This is a genomic window from Streptomyces sp. NBC_00448 (assembly GCF_036014115.1).
Classification (GTDB): Bacteria; Actinomycetota; Actinomycetes; order Streptomycetales; family Streptomycetaceae; genus Actinacidiphila.
Window position 1 is genome coordinate 4,440,861 of the sequence record NZ_CP107913.1, and the last position, 20,374, is coordinate 4,461,234.

The following is a 20,374-nucleotide window of genomic DNA, read 5'->3' on the forward strand; positions in this document are numbered from 1 at the left end:
GGGGCAGTTGTGGCTCGGACGGACATCCGTCACGGCGACGGCACCGTGGCGGACGGGGCGACGGACGGGGTGACGGACGCGCCCGGCACCGCCGGCGCCGTCGAGGTCGGTGTCGGCGTGGTGGTCCCGAGGTGGCCGATCAGACGGTGCGAGACGAACGACCAGCCGACGCAGCCCGCGCACAGCACGGCGGCGATCACCAGCCCCGCGACCGCCTTCCCCACCCGCTCGTCCGCCGTCCGCCGTGCCCGCAGCACCCCGAACAGCAGCGCGTCCCGCATCCGCCTCCGCCGCACGGAGACCGATTCGAGCAACTGACTGTCATAGTCCTGCGCGGCCATCCTCTTCCGTCCAACGCCTCGAAGTCACCCGATTACAGCAAGTCTGATCGATGGCCGACCCACCCGTCGAGGGCATCCGCGGGATCGGTCCCGCCCGCGTCCGTCTCGCCTACACGGTCGGGAACTCCCCCACCCAGGCGCGGTCGAGGAGCTTGATGGGGAGGTAGTCGGACCTCACGCGGATCGGGATCTCGCCGTCGTAGGCGAGGCACGCGACGGCGAGGACGCCGATCGGCACGTTCCCCGACGCACTCTTCGCACGGTCCTCATCGGCGGTCCAGTACGACTTGTGTGCTTCCAGCGCGTCCACCAACGCGTCGTTGAAGCCGTCCACATTGTGCGTGACGAACCGGTAGAACAGGTTGATCGGCTGGTAGAGAAGCTTGTTGAGCGCCTCAGGGTCCGCGACGGTCGCGACGTCCGGATGCGACAAATCGATCGCCTCGGTCAGGGTTTCCACGAAGCCAGGCCGACGCAGCCAGTAGCGCTGGAGCGCGTCCACCCAGTGGTAGGCGTACTCGTCGATCTCGAAGCCGCCCAGCCGTTCCGACTCCCGCAGCAGTTCGATGGGAACCTCGCACAGGCGGGTCATCCGCTCCTGCTCACGGCAGATGACCGCGTACCAGAACGCACTCACCCAACCTGCGGCACTGGCGGCGGAACTCGGACCAGAAACCGGAAGGCGGCGGACCTTCTCACCGATCCGGCACTCCACGCTCTCACCCGAAGCGGTCGCAGACTCAAAAACAGCCGAGTGGACCTGCATCGCCCAAACGGCAGCCTCCCACGTATCGATGCCGCCTCCAGGCGGGTCCAGCAGACACTGGGCGTTGAAATTCAGCTCAACGGTGTTCATCGCCCCACCAAAATTAATCGGCGAGTGCTCCATGTATTCGATTTCATCCCGCACGGAATCCACCATGAGCCGCGCGTAACTCCCACTTCGCGAACCACGACTGCGATGCCTTGGAATATTCACCCCGCTCCCCACTCCTCCACTCGCCATTGCCGATAACAAGCTTCCACACGTCACAACCCATGAAAAATGGGACGGATCATCGTGCGTTGAGCAACTCCAAAAGACACCGTCAGTAGAGTTCACCCGAGAATCCTGCGGCATCAAGGAGTTCCCCCGAGAGCATCCAATGATGGATCACTTCTTGCGCTACAGTTTTATCAATGAAGCACATCTCCGGAATTTCGATGAAATCATCGAAGCGGACTCGTCGAAGAGTCTCCATCGACCCGATGGGGCGATGGGATACCACCTGAAAAAATTCTTCGTCGGTGTGAACAATGGCCCATCCGTCCGATGCGACGCCAATATTCAGACTGTTCTCAGGAGTGTCCGCCTCGCGCCATAGCGCAACACCAGGCAGAGAATTTGATTCTTCTGTGCCGTAGATTTCTGCAGCCCTCTCAGTCGACGCCACGACTTCGCCGATCTGCTGTACATCGAGGGCCACTTCCTGCCCAGAACTCGGATTCCAGTACCTCAGGTAGAAAGTTCGCATTACCCCACCGTCCATCGAGGCTGCCCTCCCTTGAAGATCCATGTCGTTATTCCACCAGCGCCATCTGGGAAGTGGACTCTCAGTGTAGCGTCCTTGGGCAGGAGCTTGTACAAAACGAATCGACAAGCTCCCGCAACGGAACAAGGTCCGGTATCACGATTTATATACAGATCGGCGTCATCGATTTCGAGGTCGCGCATTATTCCAGCCGCATGACCTTCGACATGAGTCGTTGCGTACGTCCTGCCGGATTTCGGACCGCCGGGGAAGTTATCCCCTTCGTGGAACCATTGCCCAGGACCCTTGACGCCGCTTCGAAGCGGAACGTCGGCACCCCCGGCGTTGAAGATCCCTCGAGTTGGTCCATCCTTTACATATTCTGGAACATGGGGATGAACTGCCGAACCTACCCCGCTGAGCGTGTCATTCGCCTTCGCTGCCAGGCTGTCACCATGGGCCGTCCCCGAGGCCTCATGGTTGACCGCGGCCGGCTCGTTGGACGGGTCATGCGTTCCGGCTGACGGATCGCTGCCGCCTCCCGGGTGGTGCGGAGCCTGTCCGGCATCATGTCCACCGCCGTGGCCGGCCGCAGGCTCCTGCCCGAGTGGCCGCATGCCCGACTCGTGGTTGGCGGGCTGTGCGCCGCCCGGAGGTTCGTGGCTCACGCTCGGGTCGTGTGCGGCATGAGGCGCTGCCGGATCGCGTGGGAGCGACCCGTCGCCCGGGAGGTGGGGCTCCCCGGAGTGTGGGAGGGAGCCGCCGCCCGGGAGGTGGGGGGCGGGGGCGTCGCTGGTGAGGCGGACCGGGGGCGGCTCGGGGGCGTGCGCGGCGGCCTCGGCCGCGGGGTGGGCGCCGGCGCCCACGAGGACGGGCGGCCGGTCCGGGCCACTCGCGCCGTGCGGCACCCCGGACGCGAGGGGCTCGTCCGGCGGCTCCACGGAGTGCCCCGCCGCCCGTTCGGCGGCACTGGGCTCATGCGGCGGAGGAACCTGACTCCCGTCGGGCCGGGTGAGTTCACCGTCCGGGTGGAGGTGCACGGCCGGGTTCGTCGGATCGGCTATCGCGTGCTCGGGCGCACCCGCAACCGGCGCGTGCGCCCCCTCGGGAACATGCACCCCGTCCGGCACGTGCACCCCGTCAGCGAGGCCGTCCGGGCTGACCGGGATCGCCACGGTCCCGTCCGGCAGTTCGACCACGTCCGGCGGCAGCGTGATCTTGTCCACGTCGCCGACGCCCTTGAACAGGTCGCTGACCTTGACCACCGCGTAGGTGCCCGCCTTGCCGATGTACGTCATCGGGTCGACGATCCGCCCGGCCTTCGCCGCCACCGACAGTGTCTTGGCCGCTGCGCCGGTCTTCGCCGCGCTGCCCGCGCCGTCGGAGGCGATGACGGTGAGCACGTTGAAGGTGACCGCACCGGCCGCGCGGGCCGGGTTCTTCTTCCACTCGTCCCACGCGACCAGCGCCTTGCCGGTGTTCTTCACCGCGTCGCGCGACTCGCGCACCCACTTGGGCATGTACTTGCCGGGGGTGGCGAGGAAGATAGGGGCGAGCACGGGCGAGAAGGACATGATGGTCAGCCCGGTGGCCAGCTTCGCCAGGTTCGTCCACGCCTCGGCCATCGAGTGCCAGCCGCCGGTGCCCACCAGCGTGCCGAGGCCCTTGATCGTGCCCCACACACCGTCGACCATGAAGCCGTCCCAGACGAACGACTTCACCCAGTGGCCGTACTTCTTGGGGTTGTACCAGCGGTACGTGCGGTCCACGTGGTCGCCCCACGGCAGTTCTGAGGCGTGGTCCAGGTCGTTGGCCCCGATGCCGTACATGTTCTGCGCGTGGCTGCCGTCGTCCTGGACGTAGTGGGTGCCGCCGAACAGCGCGGTGATCTTGTTGGCGCAGGCCCGTTCGGCCGCCCAGAACGCGGCCACGGTCACGTCCACGTCGTGCCGCAGGTCGTTGTTGTGGGAGACCTTCTTGCTGTCGTTGGTCCAGTGGTGGTCGCCGGCGACGCTCGCCGCGAACTCCGTCGCCTGGTGCTTCAGCTGCGCCAGCTTGACCGTGAGCGGGCCGACTTCCGTGGAATACGCGTCCAGCGCCGAGGTCACCGACTCCAACTGGGTGGCGAAGTCGTCGGACTTCGCGGCCACCGGCGCGGTGGTGGCGAACAACTGGTCCGCCTCGGGCGCCTTGTAGAACGCGGACAGACCCTGGAACTGGGTGTCCACGTCGGAGCCCGAGGAGCGCCATAACCCGGCGTTGGTCTTGAGGTCCTCGATCTCCACTTCGAGTTGGACGAGGCTGCCGGTGAACTGCGGTATCTCCGCAGGGTTGATGGGCGCCGCTGTCACTTCGCGCCCCCGTTGCCTCCGCCGTCTCCCGGCATGTGGATCACCGGTTCCTTGAGCGCCTCCTGCTGCGCCTTCGCGGCCATCGCCAGGTCGCCCTTGACGTACTCGTTGGTCGCGTCGCGCGCGCCGGTGAGGGAGTTGGTGGTGCGCTGGGCGATGTAGGCGAGCTGCTTCTCGTGGGCCTGGATGAACTGGCCGAGCGCCGCGGCCACCAGCCCCTCCGCGCCCGGCATGGGCGGCCCGTACCGGCCCGGCTTGAGAACGGCGTGCCCGTTCTCGTAGTCACCCGCTTTGATCGTCCCGGCAGCCGCGGCGGCGCCGGTGACACCGCTCTCCAGGCCGGTCGAGGCGTCGTTCAGCCCGTCCGCGGCTTTGATCACCTTGTTCAGCACGCTCTGGACGCCCGAAGGCGTGATGTCCCACTTCGCCATCAGTTCCCCCCTGTGCCTCCGGACGCCGCCGCACGGCACGCCCGGCCCGCCGACCGGCCCCAGCTACCGGCCCGAGCCGGCGCTCCCGCCTCCCGGCCCCGTCCGCCGACCCGATCAACTGCCCTGGCCGGCCTGCGTCGCCTACCGCCGCCGACAAGCGAACACCGTCAACCGATCCCGCCTACCGCCGCCGGCAACCGAACCCGTCAACCGATCCCGTCCACCGCTGCCTTCGCCCGCGCGGCCGTCGACTGCGCCGTACCGTCGTTCTGTTCAAGGGTGGTCCGCACGAGCCGGATGATGTCCCGCACCTCGCCCGCCGCCCGGTTCCAGCGAACTTCCTTGCCGTGGTACTCGGCTGACACGCCATCAGCCGTGAAGTCCGCCATCGCCGCCTTGACCGCCTGGTCGCGCTCGGTCAGCACCTGCTCCAGGCGGCTGATGATCCCCTGAAGGCCGCCCTGCACCTCGCTGGACGCGTCCGTGTCGTACGACCTGCGGTCGCTGGAACTTCCCATCGTCGTGTTCCCCCTCCTCGACGTGCCCGCGTTCGCGCGCGGGTCCGGTCAGCGCGCCCCGAAACGGGCGGCGTCGAAGTTCGCGGAGCCCATGTTCTGATGCGCGTTGGACGCCTGCTCCTCGTCGCCGGTTCCGAACGAACGGTCCATGCCGGTCTGTCCGCCGAGAATGGCGCGCAGCGAACCGTTCAGGTCACTGGTGATGCTGTCGGCGCGGGACTTGAACGAGTCGAAGGCCGCCTTGCCCGCGCCGTTGAACTTGCCCTCCAGCGGATCGGCGGCAGCCACCAGCTGCTTGATCAGCACGCCGAGGTCCTCACTGGAACCGGTGGTCTTCTTGGTCAGGTCTGCCAGGGTCGTGGCACCCATGTCGAACTTCATGTGTCCCCCCTCATCACGGTGCACCCGCACGCCACAAGAGCCTTACTCACCGTAAGCCGGGCGGAGTTGAAGCCGCAACGCCGTTCTTGTACCGGTTCTGTGACAGCGGAAGGTCGGTACGCGCGCACGCTCCGCGACGAACTGCCCTCAGGCGAACGCCGGTTGATTCCGGTTCGCGCGGAACCCACCACCGCCACCACTGCCGCCACCACCACTGCCGCCACCGCGCCACCGCCACCGGCCGGCAGCCGCCGACACGACAAGGGCGCCCCCGCCGAAGTACCGGCGTGGGCGCCCCTGCACCGCAAGTGACGGTCGGTCAGGCCAGCAGCCCCGGGATCGCCGAGTGGTGAGCCTGCGACAGTTCCGTCAGCGGGATCGTGAACTCGCCCTGGACCTCCAGGGATTCACCGTCGACCACACCGACCCGGGTCGCGGGCAGACCCCGCGCACCGCACATGTCGGTGAAGCGCAGCTCCTCCGAGCGGGGAACGGCGACGAGCGCGCGCCCGGCCGACTCCGAGAGCAGGAAGGTGAACGCGGACAGCCCGTCCGGAACCACCAGCCGGGCGCCGTGCCCGCCGCGCAGGCAGGACTCGGTGACCGCGGCGAGCAGCCCGCCGTCGGACAGGTCGTGCGCGGCGTCGACCATGCCGTCGCGCGACGCGGAGATCAGGATCTCGCCGAGCAGCCGCTCCCGCTCCAGGTCCACCGCCGGCGGCAGCCCGCCGAGGTGGTCGTGCACGACCTGCGACCAGACCGACCCACCGAACTCCTCCCGGGTCTCCCCGAGCAGGTAGAGCAGGTGGCCCTCGTCGGTGAAGGCCATCGGGGTGCGGCGCGCCACGTCGTCGATCACGCCGAGCACGGCGACGACCGGGGTGGGGTGGATGGCCGCCTCACCGGTCTGGTTGTAGAGCGAGACGTTGCCGCCGGTCACCGGCGTACCGAGCTGGAGGCAGCCGTCGGCCAGCCCGCGGATCGCCTCCACGAACTGCCACATCACGTCCGGGTCCTCGGGCGACCCGAAGTTCAGGCAGTCCGAGATCGCCAGCGGCTTCGCGCCGGTCGCCGCCACGTTCCGGTACGCCTCCGCGAGCGCGAGCTGCGCGCCGGTGTACGGGTCGAGCTTCGTGTAGCGGCCGTTGCCGTCGGTGGCGATGGCGACACCGAGCCCGGTCTCCTCGTTGACCCGGATCATGCCCGCGTCCTCGGGCTGGGCCAGCACGGTGTTGCCCTGCACGAACCGGTCGTACTGGTCGGTGACCCACGCCTTCGACGCCACGTTCGGCGAGGAGAGCACCCGCAGCGCCTGCGCGCGCAGCTCGTCGCCACCGGCCGGGCGGGCCAGCGCGCCCGCGTCGTCGGCCTGCAGGGCGTCCTGCCAGGCCGGCCGCGCGTAGGGGCGCTCGTACGTCGGGCCCTCGTGCGCGACGGTGCGCGGGTCCACGTCGACGATCTTCTCGCCGTGCCAGAAGATCTCCAGCCGGTCCCCGTCGGTGACCTCGCCGACGACGGTGGCGATGACGTCCCACTTCTCGCAGATGGCCAGGAACCGCTCCACCTTCGCGGGCTCCACCACCGCGCACATCCGCTCCTGCGACTCGCTCATGAGGATCTCCTCGGGCGAGAGCGTGGAGTCGCGCAGCGGTACGTCGTCCAGCTCGACGCGCATGCCGCCGGAGCCGTTGGAGGCCAGCTCGCTGGTGGCGCAGGACAGGCCCGCCGCCCCCAGGTCCTGGATGCCGACCACCAGCTTCTCGGCGAACGCCTCGAGCGTGCACTCGATCAGCAGCTTCTCCTGGAACGGGTCGCCGACCTGCACCGCGGGCCGCTTGCTCGGCTTGGTGGCGTCGAACGTCTCCGAGGCGAGGATCGAGGCGCCGCCGATGCCGTCGCCGCCGGTCCTGGCCCCGTAGAGGATGACCTTGTTGCCGGCGCCGGACGCCTTGGCGAGGTGGATGTCCTCGTGCCGCATCACGCCGATCGCGCCCGCGTTGACCAGCGGGTTGCCCTGGTAGCAGGCGTCGAAGACCAGCTCGCCGCCGATGTTCGGCAGGCCGAGGCAGTTGCCGTAGCCGCCGATGCCGGCGACCACGCCGGGCAGCACCCGCTTGGTGTCGGGGTGGTCGGCCGCGCCCATCCGCAGCGGGTCCACCACGGCGACCGGCCGCGCGCCCATCGCGATGATGTCGCGCACGATGCCGCCGACCCCGGTGGCCGCGCCCTGGTAGGGCTCCACGTACGAGGGGTGGTTGTGCGACTCGACCTTGAAGGTGACCGCGTAGCCCTCGCCGACGTCGACCACGCCGGCGTTCTCCCCGATGCCGACGAGCAGCGCGTCGGTCTTCGGGGCCTTCACGCCGAACTGCTTCAGGTGCACCTTGCTCGACTTGTACGAGCAGTGCTCCGACCACATCACCGAGTACATCGCCAGCTCGGCACCGGTCGGGCGGCGGCCCAGGATCTCCCGGACCCGCTGGTACTCGTCCTCCTTGAGGCCGAGCGCCTTCCACGGCAGCTCCACGTCAGGGGTCTGCTCGGCGTGCTTCACCGTATCGAGGGTCACGCGCTTACCAACTTCTTGAGTACCGACGTGAAGAAGCCGAGCCCGTCGGTACGGCCGGTGCCGATCAGCGACTCGACCGCGTGCTCCGGGTGCGGCATGAGGCCCACCACGTTGCCCGCCGCGTTGGTGATCCCGGCGATGTCGCGCAGCGAGCCGTTCGGATTGCCGTAGCCGTCCGCGGCCGGGCCGTCGGTGGCGTAGCGGAAGACCACCCGGCCCTCCGCCTCCAGCTCGTCCAGCACGCGCGCGTCGGCGGTGTAGCGGCCGTCGATGTTCTTCAGCGGGATGGAGATCTCCTGGCCCGCCGCGTAGTCCGCGGTCCAGGCGGTGCCGCCGGTCTCGACCCGCAGCTTCTGGTCGCGGCAGACGAAGTGCAGCTCGGTGTTGCGCAGCATCGCCCCGGGCAGCAGATGTGCCTCGGTGAGCACCTGGAAACCGTTGCAGATCCCCAGCACCGGCATTCCGGCCCGCGCCTGCTCGATGATCGACTCCATCACCGGCGAGAAACGGGAGATCGCCCCGGCCCGCAGATAGTCGCCGTAACTGAACCCGCCGGGCAGAACCACCGCGTCGACCTGCTTCAGGTCCTTGTCGCGGTGCCACAGCGGGACCGCTTCCCCGCCGGCCACCCGGACGGCACGCTGCGTGTCGCGGTCGTCAAGAGTCCCCGGGAATGTGACGACGCCGATGCGCGCAGTCACGACTCCACCTTTACATTGAAGTCCTCGATCACGGTGTTGGCGAGAAAGGTTTCCGCCAACTCCCGAATACGGGCGAGCGCTGCGTCGTCGACGGGGCCGTCGACCTCCAGCTCAAAGCGCTTTCCCTGGCGGACGTCGGAGATCCCGTCGAAGCCGAGCCGGGGCAGCGCACGCTGTACGGCCTGGCCCTGGGGGTCGAGGATCTCCGGCTTGAGCATGACGTCGACTACGACGCGTGCCACTGGCACTCCCGATGGTGTGGTGCGTGAGGTTCTCTCAGCCTACCGGGTGAGGAAATCTACGCGAGTAGATATACCGCACCACCACATCCGCCGCAGATCGCCGATCACGTTTGGATATCAGCTGGCAGAATATCTGGGTAAAGCCGCGGCGGAAAACATAAGGTCCCCGAAGCGAAGAGGCTTGCGGCGCGGATGCAGCGGGAATTAACAGCAGCAACGGGTATCTCCACCGCCTCATTCACCCTCGGGCGCCCCGGTCGCGGACCCCGCGTGGGCCCGGCCCCGGTCGCGACGCAGGCAGCCGGCACAAGAAAGGACCGATCCCTATGGCGCAGCGCGTACTGGTCACCCTCGCCGACGATCTCGACGGCGGCGACGCCGAGGAGACGATCGCATTCGGCGTCGACGGCCAGTGGTACGAGATCGACCTCTCGTCGAGGAACGCGGACAGGCTGCGCAAGGAACTCGCTCCCTACGTGGAGGCCGGCCGCCGCCGCACCCTTTCCGGGCACGCCTACAAGCGGACCCCGATCGCGCCCACCCCGGCGACCGTCCGCGCCTGGGCGCAGTCCAACGGCTTCGAGGTGCCGGCCCGCGGCCGCATCCCGAAGAAGGTCTACGAGGCGTTCAACAAGGCGGACTGAGCAGGGAGTTGGCGGGCGGTCGGTGTTCGGGGCGGCGGTCCGGTGGGCCGCGATCCGGGCGCGATCCTTCGGCAGGCCGGGCACGATCCGTCGGCGGACCGGGGCGGGGTGGCGGCTCCGGCCGCCGCTCTCCCAACACCCGCTCCCTGCCCGGCCGGTGTCGATTGGACAGCCACCCCCGGTCGTCCGCTAGTCTGAGGGCACACCGCAGGACGGGGCCGAAAAGCCCAGGTCAGCGGAGGTCACGCGGGTGTAGCTCAGTAGTAGAGCGCCCCCCTTCCAGGGGGGAGGCGCAGTGTGCGATTCCTGTCACCCGCTCTGATCACCAACTCGTTCGGCCCTTGGCGGCCGATCGGGTACAGTGGTCGCAGCGCATGCGGACGTGGCTCAGTTGGTAGAGCATCACCTTGCCAAGGTGAGGGTCGCGAGTTCGAATCTCGTCGTCCGCTCAGAAGAGAAGCCCCAGACCGACGGTCTGGGGCTTTTCGTTGCCCTCCCGCCGCCGCCCCACCCCGTTTTCCTCGGCACCGCCGGGTATCGGGTACAGTATCGGCACGCCCTGCGGACGTGGCTCAGTTGGTAGAGCATCACCTTGCCAAGGTGAGGGTCGCGAGTTCGAATCTCGTCGTCCGCTCCAGCAGGAGGAAGGCCCCGGTCACTTCGACCGGGGCCTTCGCCGTGTCCGCGGCGCGCGCCGTGTCCCTCAGCGCCGGGGCAGCCGTGCGGTCAGCGCGTAGAACCGGGTGGTCTGCGTGGCGCCCTGGTTGTCGTCGCTGACGAGCATCAGGCGCAGCCCGCCGCCGGGCGCGTGCCCGGTGACGGCCATGCCCTCGATGTTGTCCAGCAGCGGGTTCGGCTGGGGCTGCTTGGCGGTGGCGCCGAGGGAGGGGCAGTCGCCGATGTCGGCGAGCAGGGTCTTCGGCATGACCTTGACGTTCCGCTGCCCGGTCAGGTCGGTGACGCGGCTGACATCGCCGGCGCGGCCCGGGTCGGCCAGGTAGAGCCGTATGGTGTTGCCGACTCCCGCGGTGAACCCGCGCTCCAGCACCAGCAGCCGGCCGTCGCCGGTGGCCGCGATGTCGGACACCCCCAGAAGGGTGCCGTTGGCGTCGGTGTCCACGTGGTAGGCGTACTGCCGCCCGAGCGTGAAGTCCCGGCCGTTTCCGCCGCGCTGCCAGGTCTGGAACCGTACGAGATCGTGGTTGTCGCCGGACAGCGCGCCCTCCATGGACGCGACCAGCGTGCGGCCGCCGGGCTGGAACGCCAGCCCCTCGAAGGTGAGGTTGGAGGTGGCCCGCCCGGCGGGGGCGACCTTCAGCGCGTCGGGCACCGGCAGGCTGCCGAGGATCTGTGATCCGTCCCGGCTGTAGCGCCGGATCGTCGGCTCGACCTCGGAGGTGATCAGCCGGGTGCCGTCCCGGTCGACGGCCAGGGCCTCGGAGTCGAGCGGCTGACCCTTCTCGTCGGCGAGCGGGACGACCTTCTCCGGGGCGAGGTCGCCCAACGTGCGGCCGCTCAGCGTGAACAGCGACGACCGGTCGGAGAGCGCGTCCAGGGTGCCGTGCGCGTCCGGCGCGAGCGCGGAGAGGTTGCCGACGAAGGTGCCGTCGAAGGTCGTCTTGTCCAGGGCGTCGGAGAAGCCGCTGATCCGGACGTCCGCGGAGCAGTTGCCCGCCGCCGGTCTTCCGGGCCGGTCCGCCGGTCCGCCATGGGCCTGGGCGGTGCCCCCGCCGGCGAGGCAGGCCATGGCGGTCAGCAGGACGGTCGGGCCGGCGAGAAGAACCTTTGCGCGCACAGTGACACTCCACGTTGGGTGGCAGGAGTCCTTACGCCGCCTGATTCTCCACGGCTTTGCCCGCCGCGGGGTGAAACAGGGACCCACGAGAAGCCGAACGCCAGGGGGACCGCCGCGCCGCCGGTGCAGGTGCCGGGGCCGGCAACTGGTGCCGGTGGCGCGGTCGGAGGCGAAGCGGACCCCTGGCGGCGCGGGTCGCCGCGGCTACGCCCAGGACAGGCCGGTCAGCCGTTCGTACACCTCGATGTAGCGGGCGCGGGAGTGGTCGACGATGGCCGGGGGCAGCTCGGGCGGGGGCTGCTCGCTGTGCCGGTCCCAGCCGGAGGCGGACGAGGTGAGCCAGTCGCGGATGAACTGCTTGTCATACGAGGGCTGTGCGTGCCCGGGCTCCCACCCGTCGGCGGGCCAGAAGCGGGAGGAGTCCGGGGTGAGCACCTCGTCGGCGAGCACCAGGGGCGCACCGCCCTCCTGGTCCGCGGCCGCGTCGTCGTAGCCGAACTCGAACTTCGTGTCGGCCAGGATCAGCCCGCGCTCGGCGGCGACGTCACGGGCCCGGGTGTACACCGCGAGCGTGTTCTGCCGCAGCAGCGCGGCGGTCTCCGCGCCGACCTGGCGGGCCACCTCCTCGTACGACACGTTCTCGTCGTGGTCGCCGACCGCGGCCTTGGTCGCCGGGGTGAAGATCGGCGCGGGCAGCTCCGAGCCGTCGACCAGGCCCTCGGGCAGCGCGACGCCGCACACGGTACGGCTGCGCTCGTACTCGACCAGGCCGGAGCCGGCCAGGTAGCCGCGGGCCACCGCCTCGACCGGGATCATCCGCAGCGCACGGCAGACCATGGTGCGCCCCTCCCAGTCGGCGGGCGCGCCGGCCGGCACCTCGGTGGAGACCACATGGTTCGGCACCAGGTCCGCGAGCTGGTCGAACCACCACTGCGACAGCCGGGTCAGCACCCTGCCCTTGTCCGGGATGAGGGTGGGCAGCACCCAGTCGTACGCGGAGATGCGGTCGCTGGCCACCATCACCAGCTCGCCGGCGTCGTTCCGGTACAGATCCCGCACCTTCCCGGTGTGCAGGTGGGTCAGGCCGGGCACCTGGACGGGCTCGGGCTTGTCGACGAATCCGGGCATGGGTGGGTCCTCCCCAGTCGGTGGCTCGGCTCCGATTCTCGCCTACCCGGGAGGTGGCGGCGCGCAAGGGCCCGCTCCCGGCCCCGCGCGTTCCGGTTCGCTCGGTCCCGCTTGCTCAGTCCCGCTTGCAGATCCGGTCCAGCAGGTTCGCCGTCGCCCGCTGCACGCGCGGGTCCACGTGGCCGGGCCGGTCGAGTGCCGGCGACCACGCGAAGGTGCCCGAGGCGAAGACGTACGCCCCGCTGGGCGCGCGGTACAGCGACGTCTCCTGGTGGCACATCCGGCCGTCGGTCGCCTCGTACGGGGAGTGGGCGAGCAGGATGCGCTCGGTGGAGTCCGGCAGCGGGGTGCGCGGGAAGTAGCGGTCGGCCTCCCCCGCGACCAGTCCGGGGATCTCGGTGCCCTCGGTCGCGCCGGTGGCCTCCCACAGCCAGTGGTCGGCGTTGCGCACCACCAGCGGCGCGGGCTGCGGCACCCGCCCCGCGTACTGCACGCCGATCAACTGCTGCTCCGGCTCGCCCTGGTCGCGCCACAGCGCGGTGCGGCCCTTCGCCGCCTCGCCCTGGCCGCCCTCGGCCCGGCGCTTGCGGCAGGTCAGCAGCCGGTCGGGGCCGCCGTCGGCGGCCGGCGCCAGGTCCACCTGCCAGTACATGGTGTTCGCGGAGAGGAAGACCAGCGAGGTGCCGGCCGCGCGGGCCTCCTCGGCGGCCCGGCGCATCGGGCGGGACCAGTACTCGTCGTGGCCGGGGAAGATCAGCGCCCGGTAGCGGGTCGGGTCGATCCGGCCCGCGTGCAGGTCGCGGGCGTCGGCGTACGCGAGGTCGTAGCCGTACCGCTCGGCGTACCGGACGAAGTCGTAGGCGTGCCCGATGTGCAGGGGGAGGCCGGCGCCCGCGTAGGGGCGGTCGAAGGAGACGGTGGTGGCCGCCTCCTCCTCGCCGAGCAGCCGGCCCTCGGGGTCCCACGCGTGGTAGAGGCTGGCGCCGGTCCGGCCGTCCTCCGGGTACAGGTTGTACGCCTGCCAGGTGATGTCCGGCAGCAGGAGCAGCAGGTCGGCCGGGGCCTCCAGATCCCGCACGGTGAACGGCACATGGCTGCGGTAGCCGTCCGCGGTGGTCAGCACCGCGACGTACGCGCCGGTCTTCCAGTACGGCGGGATGTGCAGCCGCCAGGACTGCCACCAGTGGTGGCACGAGACGGTACGGCCCGCCGCGAGCGGGGCTGGCTGCGCGATGCCGGACAGCCGGGGGCTCGCGGTGACCTGGGCGGCGCCGTCGCCGCCGTAGTGGCCGATCCGGTAGACGTCGACGGTGAACTCCTGGGGCGGGTCCACGGTGATCCTGAAGTCGATCGCCTGCCCGGGTGCCGCGGCAGCTTCCGCCGCGAAGCCCTTGATCTGGCGGCGCACGTCGTCCGCGGTGCGCGGGCCCGGCAGGTGCGGTTTGCGCGGCGCCTTGCCGTTGCTCGCGGCGAGGTCCACGTACCACGGCACCACCCGGCCGTCGTCGCCCGGATACTGCGGCTCGCCCCTCAGCCAGGGCAGCGGGCCCTGTCCGAACGGGTCCGAGACCCCATGCGCCAGCGCCCCCGACTCCCATCGCCGTACTTCCCCCACGCCGATCGCCTCCCCGCGCCAACCACTTCCCGCTCCGCCGGGTGCAACGGTGCGGTCTGCTCACGCCCAGCACATCACACAATGCACCGTGACAGTCACGTTTCGTACAGTTTCCCTCTTCTCAAGTTGTTCCGTACGGCGAGGTGGGGGTTTGCGGTACTCCCCCGGCGCGCCACCGAGGGCCGGTCCGGGAGCCGGCCGGACCAGGCGACCCCGGGCGGTCCCCGCTACGGCAGCAGCCGCAGCGGCTTGTCCGGGCGGATGGGGGTGCCGCCGACCCAGGCGCGCAGCGGGGCCGGGTCACCGCTCTCCACCAGGTGCAGCACGGCCGCGGTCAGCTCGCTGCGGCGGACCCCGGGCATGCGCAGCGCGGGACCGTCGAGCCAGTCGAGCCCGGCGCCGGCGCCCGCGGTGTCGACGGCGGCGCAGCAGACCAGCGCCACCACGTGGTCGACCAGCAGCTCGCGCCCGGTCCGCTGGGGTACGAGCGGATACGCGGCGGCCGCTTCCGCGTACGGCCCGAGCGGCGGCGCCGCCTCCAGCCGGGCGGCGACCTCCTCGCCCCGCTGACCGCCGGCGACGGCGAGCCGGTCGATGACCCGCTCCAGCGTCACCGCGCCGAAGGGCGCCTCGCTCTCCCCGCCGACCAGCAGCGCGCGACCGGCGGCGGCCGGGGAGGAGACCGCGGCCGCGGGTTCGACGGACGGCCGCATCTCCTCGATCACTCGTATCAGGCGGCCGGCCTCCTCACGCCAGAGCCGGTCCACGACCTCGGCGGGGTAGCGGGCCCAGCCCACCGGCTCCCAGCCGGGCCTGGCCCGGTCCGGGCCGCCGTGGAAGATCCGCGCGGCCAGCAGGGAGACCGCCTCGTCGACGGTGCCGGGCTCCTCCAGCAGGTCGCAGGCCGGGCGCTCGCCCAGCCGCGTCTCGAAGCCGTCGGCGAGCCGGTCGCGCCGGGACAGCTCGGTGAGCGCGGCGACCACGCCCGCGTGCAGCCGGGACGGCCAGCGGCCGATCCGCCAGGCGGGCAGCGCGACCCGGGTGAGCAGCCGGTCCCAGCCCGCGTAGGCGAGCCCGACCTGCTCCTGGGCGACGATCCGCAGTCCGTAGTCGACCGCCTGGGCACGCTCGGAGGCCGAGGCGGCGACCCCGCGCTCCATCTCCGCCGCGTGGACCCGGCAGGCGCGCAGCAGCAGCCGAGCGACCCAGCCGAGGAAGGCGTACACCGGGCGGCCCAGCACGCCCCGCCCGCCGGGGCGGGCGCTGCCCTGGGCGGCGACAGCGGCCGCCGCGTCCAGGCCGCGGACGAAGCGGCGGGCCGCCGATATCTCCGGGTCGGCCGAGGGGGCGGTGCCGGCGACGACGGGCGCGAGCAGGGCGCGCAGCTCCGCGACCCGCATCCACCACATGAAGGGCGAGCCGACCACGAGGACCGGTCCCGGGCGCCGCTCGGCGTCGGTCCCGCCGGCCTTGTGCCTGCGGTCCTCCAGCCAGCTGTCGCAGTCGGGGGTGAGCTCTATCGACGAGGGCGGCGGCACCTGGAGCCGGTCGGCGAGGTCCCGGACCATCAGATACAGGTCGGGCGCGGCGGACTCGGCGACCGGGACGGTGGGGCTGACCGCGGGCTCGGCACGGACGATCACTGCGGCGACGGCCGCGGCCACCGCGAGCACGATCAGGGCGACACCGGTCACCCCCCAGCGCACGCCGTCCCACGCCGGGCCGTCGATCCGGCCCGTGGCCCGGCCCGCGTGCAGCACCACCGCGGCCGCCGCGGGCAGCAGGGCGACGGCGAGCGCCGATCCCCGCAGCCTCAGCACCGCGCCCGCACGTGCCCGCGCAGCGGCCTCACCTGCTTCTCCGGCCATCGGCTGGCACCCCCTGCGCTGGCGGTGGCCGCCTCGGTGACGGCCTCTCCCCACTGTCGCACCGCCCACCGACATCGCAATGCCGTACGGCTGTTTGCCGCAATGCCCCCGGGGTGCGCCTTTCGGGCACCATAGTTGGGCGCCGGGGAGGAGTCAGCCGTATGGCCCAGGCATCACTCCTTGGAGTGGCTTTCGGGCAGACGTCGCACTTTCGCGCAGATGTGCCGCAGGGGTGCCGCCGGGGTGACCGCGCGGTGCTGCCGCCCGGTGCGGGGGGCGGCTCAGTCCTGGGCGAGCGGCGGCTCAGTCCTGGGCGGCCTCGGCCGCCTTCGCGGCGATGTCACCGCGGTGGTGGCCGCCGTCGAGGCCGATCCGCCCGACCGCGCGGTAGGCACGGTCGCGGGCCTTGGCCAGGCTCGCTCCGGTGGCCGTGACCGACAGCACCCGGCCGCCCGCCGAAACGACCCGTCCGTCGTCCGCCGTACGGGTGCCGGCGTGCAGGACGTAGGCGTGCTCGTCCTGCTCCGCCACATCGGCGAGCCCGCTGATCGGGTCGCCGGTGCGCGGGGTGTCCGGGTAGTTGTACGAAGCGATGACCACGGTGACCGCCGCGCCGTCGCTCCAGCGCAGCTCCGGCCAGGCGGCGAGCTGGCCGGTGGCGGCCGCCCGCAGCAGCCCCGCCAGCGGGGTGCGCAGCCGGGCCAGCACCACCTGGGTCTCGGGGTCGCCGAAGCGCGCGTTGAACTCGATCACCCGCACGCCGCGCGAGGTGATCGCCAGTCCCGCGTAGAGCAGCCCGGCGAAGGGGGTGCCGCGCCGCCGCAGCTCGTCGACGGTCGGCTGGAGCACGGTCCGCTCCACCTCCTCGACCAGCTTCGGGTCGGCCCACGGCAGCGGTGAGTACGCGCCCATGCCACCGGTGTTGGGGCCCTCGTCGGCGTCCAGGGCGCGCTTGAAGTCCTGCGCCGGCTGGAGCGGCAGCACCGTCTCGCCGTCGGTCACCGCGAACAGCGACACCTCGGGTCCGTCCAGGAACTCCTCGATCACCACCCGGTCGCAGGCCAGCGCGTGCGCCCGGGCGGTGGCCAGGTCCTCGGTGACCACGACGCCCTTGCCCGCCGCGAGCCCGTCGTCCTTGACGACGTAGGGCGCGCCGAAGGCGTCCAGCGCCGCGTCGATCTCCTCGGGCGTGGTGCAGACGTACGACCGGGCGGTCGGCACCCCGGCCGCGGCCATCACGTCCTTGGCGAACGCCTTCGAGCCCTCCAGCGCGGCAGCCTCGCGGGACGGGCCGAAGCAGTCGATGCCCCGCTCCCGTACGGCGTCGGCGACCCCGGCGACCAGCGGCGCCTCGGGGCCGACGATCACGAAGCCGGCGCCGAGTTCCACCGCGAGGCCGGCGACGGCGGCACCGTCCATGATGTCGACCGGGTGCAGCTCGGCGACCTCCGCGATGCCGGCGTTGCCGGGCGCGCAGTGCAGCGAGGTGACCTCGGGGTCGAGGGACAGGGAACGGCACAGGGCGTGTTCGCGGGCACCGCCGCCGATGACAAGGACCTTCACGCGCACCAGGGTAGTGGGCCCGGCCGGGCCCGGCCGCCCTCACTCTTTCGAGCGACGGCGACAAGCGGCCTATACCTGATCACACGGTCTTTACGGGGCGAATTCCGGATATCGGTGCATCTGGCTCAGCCGTTCGGCGGTAAGAAGGGAACTTCAACCGGCGGGTGCCGGGTACTTCGGGTACGCCCGGTGCGCAGCAGTCGAGGGAGCCTTCGCAGTGAGCCAGCCTGACATGTTTCCCGAGGGGGCTTCTCGGGACGAGCCCTCGCGGCGGGCGCTGCACCGTCACCCCGACGACCTTCGGGCGCTGCCCCTCCCGCTCGGCGACTGGGCCGAGCCCGCCGAGCGCCTCCAGGAGCTGTACCGCTGGGCCGAGGACGGCGCCCTGCGCACCGCGGACTGGTACCTGCGCGGTCGCCTGCCGAAGCGGCGGGCCGCCCGCGCGCTCCGGCTCGGCGCCACCGTCTGCGGCGCGGCCGCCGCCGCGCTCCCGCTGATCGAACTCGCCGACGGCGGCAGGTCGCCGGCCCGCTGGGGCTACCTCGCGCTGCTGCTCGCCGGTGCCTGCGTCGCCGCCGACCGCCTGCTCGGGCTCACCAACGGCTGGATGCGGGACGTCGCGACCGCGCAGGCCGTGCAGCGCCGCATCGAGGCGCTCCGCTTCGACTGGGCCGCCGAGAGCGTCCGCGAAGTGCTCGGGCCCACCGAGGGGACCGCCGCCGAGGCCGCCGAGCGCTGCCTCACGGTCCTGCGCGGCTTCTGCGAGGACGTCGCCGACCTCGTCCGCGTGGAGACCTCCGACTGGATGGTGGACTTCGGCGCCCACTCCGCCGCGGCCGCCCTCCGCACCCAGTCCCCCGCCCCACCCCCCGCTCCCCGCCCCACCCCGCCCTCGGGCCTGCGCCTCCCCCACCCCAGCACCCGCCCCACCATGCCCCGCCAACGCCCCCCCGAAGCGCCGAGGTGAGATGTGGGGGGGGTGGGGTGCGGGGTTGGGGTGCGGGGGAGCTGTTCTTACGTGTGGGCACCCGCTCAGCCCCTTTTTTGCCGCCGGCTCGCCGCCGGGCGCTTGAATCCGGTGTCGACAGTCGATCGTGCTCGATCCTTCGTTCCTCAGGATCTCCGCGCGTTCTCCTTTTCGACACCGGCGCGCCCTTTGGCTCGCCGGCTACAACGGCGAACCGTCCTTACGCGTGCGTACCCGGTCCTGGGCACGGAACGGCTGGCTGTCGGGGGCCGGTTCAGCTGAAGACGATCATCGAGCCCTGGCCGAGGGAGCGGGTGGCGGCGGCGTGGAGGCCGAGCCAGACGTGGTGTTCGCGGGCGAAGGGGCCCGTGGCGGTGGGGGTGAGCGCGGGCTCTTCGAGGGTGGTGTGGCGGGGTGGGGGCTCGGGGGCGGCCGGGGGCCTCGCCGGGTCGATCCCGATGGCGGGCGCGACGAAGTCGAGCTCGCGCAGCAGCCCGTGGCTGGAGCCGAGCGGACCGCCGCCTTCGAGGAGTTCGTCGTTGACGACGGGTTGGGGGAAGTCGAGGGGGACGTAGGCGCCCGCGTGGTCGTAGTGCCAGACCAGGTGCGAGGTCTGCGCGGTGGTCTCGAACATCTCCAGCAGTTCCTCGTAGTCGCCGCCGAGCGCGTCGACCGGGGTGACTTCGAGGCCCTGGAGGGCCAGCAGGTAGGCGCGGCGCAGGAAGTGCAGCGCGTCGTAGTCGAAGCAGGCCACCGGCGCCACGTCGCCGGACAGCCCCGGCATGTAGTTGTAGACGGGCACGGGCGGCTGGCCCGCCTCGGCCAACGCCTTGTCGTAGCGGGCGAGTTCCTCGGAGAACGGGTTTTCCGGGCTGTGGCACAGCACATCCACGAGAGGCACGAGCCACAGGTCGCAGGCCACGAAGCAACTCCATCCGGTCGGGGGCGTACAGCCTAAGGCGACGGGACAGGTCGCGTCAGGAGCGTGCCAGGGCGAGCCTCTCGACCAGCGCGAGAGTGTGCTCGCCGTACTCGTGGGTGAGTTGGAGCGTGGTGGCGGTGTCGCGCTCGGCGACCGCGTCGACCAGGGCGACGTGGCCGGACCAGCACACGCCCGCGAGGTCGGTCAGCGAGCGGAGGTGGGGCACCGCGTAGATCCACGCCTGGGCGCGCACCCGGTCCAGGAACTCGCTCAGGTGCGGGTTGCCGCCCATGGCCGCGAGCTCGCGCCAGAACCGCAGGTCGCAGCCGATCAGTACGTCCAGGACGCCGGCCTGCGCGGCGCGTACGGCGGCCTCGGCGCGGCGCCGTACGGACGCGATGGCGTCGGGAGACGGGTCGGCGGCGCCGTACTCGGTCATCCAGCGGAAGGCCGCGTCCACCACGAGGGTGCGGGCCTCGGTGAGCGAGCGGAAGTCGGCGGCGGTGAACTGCCGGACCTGGAAGCCGCGGTGCTGCTCGACCTCCAGCAGGCCCTGCGCGGCGAGGTCGACCAGGGCTTCGCGCACCGGGGTGGCGGAGACCCCGTAGGTCTCGGCGATCTCCTTGACGGTGAAGTGCCGCCCGGCCTGGAGCCGGCCGGTGAGGATCTCGTCCCGCAGGGCGTCGGCGATCTGCTGGCGCAGGCTGCTGCGCCGCACCTGCGGCCCGCCGTCCCGCATACCGCCTCCTCGCCGTAACCAGCCGTCACTGCGGTGCCCGCCGCACCCTCGCACACCATAGGCGACTGGCGTTCGTATGCTTATTCTT

General features: G+C 71.2%; 19 protein-coding genes and 3 tRNA genes. 5 read left to right on the plus strand and 17 right to left on the minus strand.

Annotated features, from left to right (window positions below):
* Window positions 1–29 precede the first annotated feature (29 nt).
* From OG370_RS18740 to purS, 10 genes are all read right to left on the minus strand, one after another.
* Window positions 30–341 (minus strand): hypothetical protein, encoded by a 312-nt coding sequence (locus tag OG370_RS18740; RefSeq protein WP_328465751.1) that lies wholly within the window; start codon window positions 339–341, stop codon window positions 30–32.
* A 109-nt stretch (window positions 342–450) separates the two neighbouring features.
* The gene (locus OG370_RS18745; RefSeq protein ID WP_328465753.1) at window positions 451–1,263 is read right to left on the minus strand and encodes an immunity 49 family protein; all 813 of its coding nucleotides are present in this window, start codon (window positions 1,261–1,263) and stop codon (window positions 451–453) included.
* A 166-nt stretch (window positions 1,264–1,429) separates the two neighbouring features.
* Window positions 1,430–1,855 (minus strand): hypothetical protein, encoded by a 426-nt coding sequence (locus OG370_RS18750; protein ID WP_328465755.1) that lies wholly within the window; start codon window positions 1,853–1,855, stop codon window positions 1,430–1,432.
* Entirely contained in the window at window positions 1,855–4,203 is a 2,349-nt protein-coding gene (locus OG370_RS18755) for a DddA-like double-stranded DNA deaminase toxin (protein ID WP_328465756.1), read from the minus strand. Before OG370_RS18755 ends, OG370_RS18750 begins: the two co-directional genes overlap by 1 nt.
* Complete coding sequence (locus OG370_RS18760; protein ID WP_328465758.1) at window positions 4,200–4,634, minus strand: DUF6507 family protein; 435 nt, start codon at window positions 4,632–4,634, stop codon at window positions 4,200–4,202. Before OG370_RS18760 ends, OG370_RS18755 begins: the two co-directional genes overlap by 4 nt.
* A 206-nt stretch (window positions 4,635–4,840) precedes the next feature.
* Complete coding sequence (locus OG370_RS18765) at window positions 4,841–5,152, minus strand: pore-forming ESAT-6 family protein (RefSeq protein ID WP_328465760.1); 312 nt, start codon at window positions 5,150–5,152, stop codon at window positions 4,841–4,843.
* Window positions 5,153–5,200: 48 nt separating this feature from the next.
* The gene (locus OG370_RS18770; protein WP_328465762.1) at window positions 5,201–5,533 is read right to left on the minus strand and encodes a hypothetical protein; all 333 of its coding nucleotides are present in this window, start codon (window positions 5,531–5,533) and stop codon (window positions 5,201–5,203) included.
* Between the two features lie 319 nt (window positions 5,534–5,852).
* Window positions 5,853–8,102 carry a phosphoribosylformylglycinamidine synthase subunit PurL gene (gene purL / locus OG370_RS18775; protein WP_328465764.1) on the minus strand — a complete coding sequence of 750 codons (2,250 nt, stop codon included), beginning with the start codon at window positions 8,100–8,102 and terminating at the stop codon, window positions 5,853–5,855.
* A complete protein-coding gene (gene purQ / locus OG370_RS18780) occupies window positions 8,099–8,803 on the minus strand; it encodes a phosphoribosylformylglycinamidine synthase subunit PurQ (RefSeq protein WP_328465766.1) in 705 nt (234 codons plus the stop codon). The genes purL and purQ overlap by 4 nt, the downstream gene beginning before the upstream one ends.
* Window positions 8,800–9,051 (minus strand): phosphoribosylformylglycinamidine synthase subunit PurS, encoded by a 252-nt coding sequence (gene purS / locus OG370_RS18785; RefSeq protein ID WP_328465768.1) that lies wholly within the window; start codon window positions 9,049–9,051, stop codon window positions 8,800–8,802. Before purS ends, purQ begins: the two co-directional genes overlap by 4 nt.
* A 320-nt stretch (window positions 9,052–9,371) precedes the next feature.
* Here purS and OG370_RS18790 point away from each other — a divergent pair, with 320 nt between their 5' ends.
* The 4 genes from OG370_RS18790 (at window position 9,372) to OG370_RS18805 (ending at window position 10,326) form a co-directional block, all read left to right on the plus strand.
* Complete coding sequence (locus OG370_RS18790) at window positions 9,372–9,689, plus strand: histone-like nucleoid-structuring protein Lsr2 (RefSeq protein ID WP_328465770.1); 318 nt, start codon at window positions 9,372–9,374, stop codon at window positions 9,687–9,689.
* A 246-nt stretch (window positions 9,690–9,935) separates the two neighbouring features.
* Window positions 9,936–10,007: transfer RNA gene (locus tag OG370_RS18795), tRNA-Gly, on the plus strand.
* A 58-nt stretch (window positions 10,008–10,065) separates the two neighbouring features.
* Window positions 10,066–10,138, plus strand: a tRNA-Gly gene (locus OG370_RS18800).
* 112 nt (window positions 10,139–10,250) lie between these two features.
* A tRNA-Gly gene (locus tag OG370_RS18805) sits at window positions 10,251–10,326 on the plus strand.
* A gap of 66 nt (window positions 10,327–10,392) precedes the next feature.
* On the opposite strand, the gene OG370_RS18810 is transcribed toward OG370_RS18805, so the two are convergent.
* From OG370_RS18810 to purD, 5 genes are all read right to left on the minus strand, one after another.
* Window positions 10,393–11,484: an esterase-like activity of phytase family protein gene (locus OG370_RS18810; RefSeq protein ID WP_328465772.1), complete on the minus strand. Its 1,092-nt coding sequence runs from the start codon at window positions 11,482–11,484 to the stop codon at window positions 10,393–10,395.
* 204 nt (window positions 11,485–11,688) lie between these two features.
* Entirely contained in the window at window positions 11,689–12,612 is a 924-nt protein-coding gene (locus OG370_RS18815) for a phosphoribosylaminoimidazolesuccinocarboxamide synthase (protein ID WP_328465774.1), read from the minus strand.
* A gap of 115 nt (window positions 12,613–12,727) precedes the next feature.
* Window positions 12,728–14,227, minus strand: a complete 1,500-nt coding sequence (locus OG370_RS18820; protein WP_443060700.1) for a N,N-dimethylformamidase beta subunit family domain-containing protein — start codon at window positions 14,225–14,227, stop codon at window positions 12,728–12,730.
* A gap of 227 nt (window positions 14,228–14,454) precedes the next feature.
* On the minus strand, window positions 14,455–16,095 hold the full coding sequence (locus OG370_RS18825) for a hypothetical protein (RefSeq protein WP_328465776.1): 1,641 nt from the start codon (window positions 16,093–16,095) through the stop codon (window positions 14,455–14,457).
* 303 nt (window positions 16,096–16,398) lie between these two features.
* Window positions 16,399–17,658 carry a phosphoribosylamine--glycine ligase gene (purD, locus tag OG370_RS18830; protein WP_328465778.1) on the minus strand — a complete coding sequence of 420 codons (1,260 nt, stop codon included), beginning with the start codon at window positions 17,656–17,658 and terminating at the stop codon, window positions 16,399–16,401.
* A gap of 217 nt (window positions 17,659–17,875) precedes the next feature.
* Here purD and OG370_RS18835 point away from each other — a divergent pair, with 217 nt between their 5' ends.
* Entirely contained in the window at window positions 17,876–18,625 is a 750-nt protein-coding gene (locus OG370_RS18835) for an SLATT domain-containing protein (RefSeq protein WP_328465780.1), read from the plus strand.
* A 274-nt stretch (window positions 18,626–18,899) separates the two neighbouring features.
* On the opposite strand, the gene OG370_RS18840 is transcribed toward OG370_RS18835, so the two are convergent.
* On the minus strand, window positions 18,900–19,547 hold the full coding sequence (locus tag OG370_RS18840) for a hypothetical protein (RefSeq protein WP_328465782.1): 648 nt from the start codon (window positions 19,545–19,547) through the stop codon (window positions 18,900–18,902).
* A 55-nt stretch (window positions 19,548–19,602) separates the two neighbouring features.
* A complete protein-coding gene (locus OG370_RS18845; protein ID WP_328465784.1) occupies window positions 19,603–20,286 on the minus strand; it encodes a GntR family transcriptional regulator in 684 nt (227 codons plus the stop codon).
* Window positions 20,287–20,374: the final 88 nt, after the last annotated feature.

What these genes read in the sequence shown, in the direction of transcription:
- OG370_RS18845 (WP_328465784.1), bottom strand. Translation starts at nt 20,286, where the DNA reads ATGCGGGACGGCGGGCCGCAGGTGCGGCGCAGCAGCCTGCGCCAGCAG.
- OG370_RS18815 (WP_328465774.1), bottom strand. Translation starts at nt 12,612, where the DNA reads ATGCCCGGATTCGTCGACAAGCCCGAGCCCGTCCAGGTGCCCGGCCTG.
- OG370_RS18760 (WP_328465758.1), bottom strand. Translation starts at nt 4,634, where the DNA reads ATGGCGAAGTGGGACATCACGCCTTCGGGCGTCCAGAGCGTGCTGAAC.
- OG370_RS18770 (WP_328465762.1), bottom strand. Translation starts at nt 5,533, where the DNA reads ATGAAGTTCGACATGGGTGCCACGACCCTGGCAGACCTGACCAAGAAG.
- OG370_RS18790 (WP_328465770.1), top strand. Translation starts at nt 9,372, where the DNA reads ATGGCGCAGCGCGTACTGGTCACCCTCGCCGACGATCTCGACGGCGGC.
- OG370_RS18745 (WP_328465753.1), bottom strand. Translation starts at nt 1,263, where the DNA reads ATGGTGGATTCCGTGCGGGATGAAATCGAATACATGGAGCACTCGCCG.
- OG370_RS18750 (WP_328465755.1), bottom strand. Translation starts at nt 1,855, where the DNA reads ATGCGAACTTTCTACCTGAGGTACTGGAATCCGAGTTCTGGGCAGGAA.
- OG370_RS18740 (WP_328465751.1), bottom strand. Translation starts at nt 341, where the DNA reads ATGGCCGCGCAGGACTATGACAGTCAGTTGCTCGAATCGGTCTCCGTG.
- OG370_RS18825 (WP_328465776.1), bottom strand. Translation starts at nt 16,095, where the DNA reads ATGGCCGGAGAAGCAGGTGAGGCCGCTGCGCGGGCACGTGCGGGCGCG.
- OG370_RS18765 (WP_328465760.1), bottom strand. Translation starts at nt 5,152, where the DNA reads ATGGGAAGTTCCAGCGACCGCAGGTCGTACGACACGGACGCGTCCAGC.